This window comes from Bacillus sp. JJ1764, assembly GCF_036962145.1.
In the GTDB taxonomy this organism is placed as follows: Bacteria; Bacillota; Bacilli; order Bacillales; family Cytobacillaceae; genus Neobacillus.
In genome coordinates, this window is sequence record NZ_JBALNY010000161.1 from 484 (window position 1) to 3,145 (window position 2,662).

Annotated in this window: 2 protein-coding genes; both read right to left on the reverse strand. The window is 40.2% G+C overall.

What is annotated here, in order from left to right:
- Positions 1-140 precede the first annotated feature (140 nt).
- Positions 141-2,300 (reverse strand): peptidoglycan D,D-transpeptidase FtsI family protein, encoded by a 2,160-nt coding sequence (locus V7083_RS19870; RefSeq protein ID WP_335481181.1) that lies wholly within the window; start codon positions 2,298-2,300, stop codon positions 141-143.
- Between the two features lie 159 nt (positions 2,301-2,459).
- The coding region (locus tag V7083_RS19875; protein ID WP_335481179.1) for a hypothetical protein at positions 2,460-2,662 on the reverse strand (203 nt) is incomplete at its 5' end.

Sequence of the window (2,662 nt, forward strand, 5' to 3'; positions counted from 1 at the left end):
TTGACTTATCGTAGGGCGGAGAGCGAAGGACACTAGCCGCTAGGGTTCTGGAGCTAGACAATTCTCAGAGCCAGTACTTTTATCTTTTCATAAAAAAAACACCTGCCTCAGATGAGACAAGTGTTCCAATTACTATTAATCTATTGATTTGTTTGGGTTTCGCCGGTTTGTTGATTGGTCTCATTGACTTGAGATTCGTCTGTTCTTTGTGTGGTTTGATTATTTTGCTGTTCTTGCGTTTGTTGAGTTGTCTGATTATTGGTTTGAGCAGGATCTGTAGCCACTTGACGATTTTTTTTCAAGTCAAAATAGGCATCTAAAACCCGTCTGCCGATTAAATCATTTACTGCTGGTCCTGTGTTTCCTTGATATGCCCATGGAACAACTACCGCCATGGCAACTTCTGGATTATCATATGGCGCAAAGCTGACAAGACTTAGGTTCATAACTGGTGTGCCCCATCTAGAGCGATCTGTCCCATAATAGAAAGCCTGAGCCGTGCCTGTTTTTCCAGCCGGGTTGTACGTTGCACTTCTAAAATAGCCGGTTGCTGTACCATCACCAACCTGAAAAACCATGCGAAATCCTTCTTGAACCCGTTTAATCCATTCGTCCTTCATATCCAAGTGGTTTAACACCTTTGGTTGAATCTCTTCAATAACTGGTCCTAATTCATTAGAATCCTGTTCTGGCTCGCGAATTTCTTTCACCATATGTGGCTGAACACGATAACCACCGTTAGCAATGGTTGACACATATTGAGCAAGCTGCAGTGGCGTATACATATCATACTGGCCAATCGCTAAGTCAAGCAATAAACCAGGTTTTCTTTCGGGTCCGACAACACCTGGCGTTTCATTAGGCAAATCAATGCCAGTTCTTACACCAAGTCCAAACTGATTAAAAGACTTGCGCAATGTATCAAACGTGGAAGGATCTAATTGAAGTGCTTTATTCGGTGCATAATGTCCTCCTCCCATTGCGATCACGGTTTTCCACATATAGACGTTTGATGAAACCTGTAAAGCTCTTTGATCATTTATCCATCCGAATGTTTTCCATGATTTTTTAATTGGAGTGTGGGCAATCACCAATGGTTCATCTAGTTGTTTATCCCCTGGTTTAATGGCTCCTGTCTTATACCCAGTTAAGATCGTCGCACCTTTAACTGCCGAACCTACGTTATAAGAGGTAGTAAAAGTGCCCAATGCATAATCCTGCATTTCTAGTTTTCCTGTTTCAGGATTTCTAGCAATCTTCTTACCCGCCATCGTGAGAATTTCACCAGTATGTGGATCCATTAATACAACAAAGGCGCGATCCATAAGCCCTGTATTTCCGGATCTTTTTGCTGCCCACATTTCGTCCTCGATAATTTTTTCCACTTGGGTCTGCAAATCCATATCAACCGTTAGGACAAGGTCATTCCCTCTGTCCCCTTCTGAAACGACCTCTGTAGAGATAATTTTTCCAGATTTATTTGTTACATTTTTCACTTTTGCCTTTTGACCATGCAGGACATCCTCATATTTCTTTTCCAAGTAGCTCGTCCCGACCCTGTCATTACGGCTGTAACCCTGGGCCAGATATTTCTCTGATTCATCCTTAGGCAATCCGGATTCAGATGAAGACACATCACCTAGGATTGTTTTTAGAGTATCACCAAAAACATAGTTTCTTTCCCAGTCTGTTGTCGTGTCAATTCCCGGCAAGTTCTCCAGGTCTTCACTGACAGCTGCATATTCTTCTGGGGTTACGTCTTTATTTTTTACTATTTGTGGAGTTAGAGCATATCCACTATTAAACTCTCTAAAAATAGCTAGTGTTTTTAAATCATCAGCAGAGAGTGAATCTAAGTCTTGATCCGTGATTCTTTTTAATTGGAGTTTATAAATTTGTTTGTCATCCAATTTTTTTCCTTTATATTGGTTCCACTCTTTTTCTGTAATCTTTGCTTTTGCTTCTTTTGGATGCTTCATCATCCAAAAGTCTTTTTTGTCCCTTTCACGGACTTTGGATGTATCTTTATTGATTATTTTTGCAAGTTTTGCTGCTGTATCCAGCATTTTCTTTTGATCGACACCCTGATACTTTGTATAGGTAATTGCATTTAACGGAGTGTTATCAACAATAACCTTTCCATAACGGTCATACATTTTCCCTCTTGGAACAGGATTGCTGATGGTAATATCTTCCGTCCTTGCCAATTCACGCTGAAAATCTTCACCAAAGACAATTTGCAATTCACCAAGGCGTAATACGAGAATAGAAAACAGTAAAAATACAACAAAAAATAGCATATTTAATCGAAAAGGAACTTGCCTCTTCTTTTTCTTCTTATTATCCAAGGCCAAAACGCACCTCCATTTGCTTGCCTGACATAACATACCTATTGTAGCGGATTTGGACTTTTTTTTCTATGAGGAACACTTACCATTTTTTATTATAGGGATGTATCTTTAATAAGAGGACTCGAAAAAGGACCTTTTACTTTTGTTGTTAATAGATATCTCTCCGCTTTTATTTCGAACTTGGCACTGCTTTGGACTCGTTCTTAGTTTTTTGGCTGCTACCTTTCCTAAGGTGCATCGACTTCGGACTCGTTCTTGCTCTTTTGGTTGCGTCTTGTCTGAAGTTACCTCCGCTTCGGACACAATCTTGC

Excerpts from the sequence above, each read along its gene's own strand:
- V7083_RS19870 (WP_335481181.1), bottom strand. The coding sequence starts at position 2,300 with ATGCTATTTTTTGTTGTATTTTTACTGTTTTCTATTCTCGTATTACGC.